Consider the following 2,526-nt stretch of genomic DNA (forward strand, 5'->3'; position numbering starts at 1 on the left):
CAAATAAAATACACAGCGTTGTTCCACATACTAAAAATTTTAATGTTAGTTTTTCTGAGCACAAACCTAAAATTTTATTGTTATGTGGATCATTAAGAGCGCGTTCTTATAGTAAGTTGGTAATAGAGGAGAGTGCACGTTTATTAACGTATTTTGGTGCTGAGGTTAAAATTTTTAATCCTGAAGGTTTACCTCAAACCGATAGTGAAGATGAATCACACCCTAAAGTACAAGAGTTACGAGATTTAATGCTTTGGTCAGAAGGGCAAGTATGGTGCTCTCCAGAACGTCATGGCTCAATGACGAGCATATTCAAAAACCAAATTGATTGGATACCACTCAATTTAGGTGGTGTAAGGCCAACGCAAGGTAAAACACTCGCAGTGCTGCAAGTTTGTGGTGGATCGCAATCATTTAATGTAGTGAATCAACTACGAGTATTAGGGCGTTGGATGCGTATGGTAACAATACCAAATCAGTCCTCAGTGCCACAAGCTCATTTAGAATTTGAAGAAAATGGGCGCATGAAACCCTCTCCACTTTATAATCGGATTGTTGATGTTATGGAGGAGTTGATAAAATTTACTTTGTTATTACGAGATCAAAAAGATTACTTTGTAGATCGTTATTCTGAACGTGTGGAATCTGCAGAAGAACTTAGCCAACGCGTTAATCAAAGCTCTATTTAGGACAGAACAATGGGATTATTTGAACGTTATCTTTCTGTGTGGGTAGCCTTAGCTATTACTTTTGGTATTGTAGCTGGTTCTATAATGCCAAGTGCATTTAGCTTAATTGCTGGTTTTGAATATGCCCATGTAAATATTGTAATCGCAGTACTTATTTGGTTGATGATTTACCCAATGATGGTGCAAATTGATTTTTCATCAATTAAAGATGTAGGTAAAAAACCAAAAGGGTTAGTGCTCACTATCGTTATTAATTGGCTTATAAAGCCCTTTACTATGGCGCTACTAGGCTGGTTATTTTTTAAGGGTATTTTTGCCGATTTTGTTGACCCACAAACAGCTACAGAATATATAGCTGGTATGATTTTGTTGGGTGTTGCGCCTTGTACCGCTATGGTGTTTGTGTGGAGTCAATTGACAAAAGGCGATGCTAATTACACCTTAGTGCAGGTATCAATAAATGACATAATTATGATTTTTGCCTTCGCACCTATTGCAGGGCTATTACTTGGTGTGACTGATATTACTGTACCTTGGGATACACTGCTATTATCGGTGGTATTGTATGTACTTATCCCGCTGGTGGCCGGTGCTGTTACCCGTAAAAAGCTTGATAAAGAAGATGACCATACGTGTTTAAATAACTTTTTAAAGGTAATGAAACCTTATTCTATTATTGGCTTACTCGCGACAGTAGCGCTATTGTTTGGTTTCCAATCGCAGATATTAATAGAAAAACCAGAGGCAATAGTTCTTATTGCAATCCCGCTTTTAATTCAAACTTACGGTATTTTTGCGATTGCTTATATTGCAGCTAAAAAAATGGGGCTTGCACATAACATAGCGGCGCCTGCATGTATGATTGCCACTTCAAACTTTTTTGAGCTAGCTGTTGCGGTTGCTATTTCATTATTTGGTTTACATTCTGGGGCTGCACTTGCCACTGTGGTGGGAGTGTTGGTAGAAGTCCCCGTAATGCTAAGCTTGGTATACTTTGCAAATAAAACCCGCCATTGGTTTAATTAAGGCGGTATGCAGCATAATCTCTGCTGGCATACTTTTTAAAATGATCTGTCGATGGCTTTCATCTATTTACAGAATAAAGGGCATAGCTGTTTATTTTTGTAAGTTCTCGTTTATCTGAGTGTTTTTTGTTTAGTACTATTAATAAACGTTTAAACTTAGTTTGCAGCCTTGTGCTTCTATAGATATTGAACAACACTTTAGTTATCAATATAACGAGTGGCAGGCTATGCAAAAGAGTAAACTCTGGCTTTTAAAGTACTTCAAAGGTATCTCTTTTGTTTTTTTTTTGATGATACTTATTAGTTTTAATTTCATTTTAAATGATGCATTACATCAAAAAGCACATGTTTCTGGGCAGCAGTTTGTTAAACGCGTTTATGAATTAAATTTATCTCCCTCTATAAATAATGAAGTGTTGGTCGCATTAGCTAAAAATGAAGGCTTTAAGTTAGAGCTGCAAAATTCTTCTGATCACTTTAGGAACTTAGTAAATTTAGAACGCGAAGTTTTTACTTTTAAAACGTTAAGTTTGAGCCTTTATCACTATCCAGTGTGGGTAACACAAAGCTACTTATTTATATTTTTGAATCTGATTATATTAGGCGCTGCTAATTGGTCTTATCGCTGGTGGAGCCTGTTAAAAGTCAACCGTAAAGTAATGCTTAAAAATACAGTTATACAGCCGACTAAAATTATTCAACAAAGGTATAAAAATACTCAACTAATCGAACAGGCAAAAAAATGTGATTTAAGTTCTTTGTATGGAGTTAATACTGCATCACATAACTTATTTTTACTTATTGAGTGTGAT

At 35.9% G+C, this 2,526-nt stretch carries 2 protein-coding genes and 1 pseudogene; all 3 read left to right on the top strand.

Features of this window, described 5'->3' with window-relative positions:
* Positions 1–8: 8 nt before the first annotated feature.
* Positions 9–689 (top strand): arsenical resistance protein ArsH, encoded by a 681-nt coding sequence (arsH, locus tag H5072_RS16685; protein WP_310735893.1) that lies wholly within the window; start codon positions 9–11, stop codon positions 687–689.
* A 9-nt stretch (positions 690–698) separates the two neighbouring features.
* Positions 699–1,715, top strand: a complete 1,017-nt coding sequence (arsB, locus tag H5072_RS16690) for an ACR3 family arsenite efflux transporter (RefSeq protein WP_024595324.1) — start codon at positions 699–701, stop codon at positions 1,713–1,715.
* A 226-nt stretch (positions 1,716–1,941) separates the two neighbouring features.
* Positions 1,942–2,526 (top strand): annotated as a pseudogene (locus H5072_RS16695) (EAL domain-containing protein); the annotation flags it as partial.

The organism is Pseudoalteromonas sp. SR45-5, assembly GCF_014163565.1.
Classification (GTDB): Bacteria; Pseudomonadota; Gammaproteobacteria; order Enterobacterales; family Alteromonadaceae; genus Pseudoalteromonas; species Pseudoalteromonas distincta.

Coding starts and splice junctions, on each gene's coding strand:
- arsB (WP_024595324.1), top strand. CDS start 699: ATGGGATTATTTGAACGTTATCTTTCTGTGTGGGTAGCCTTAGCTATT.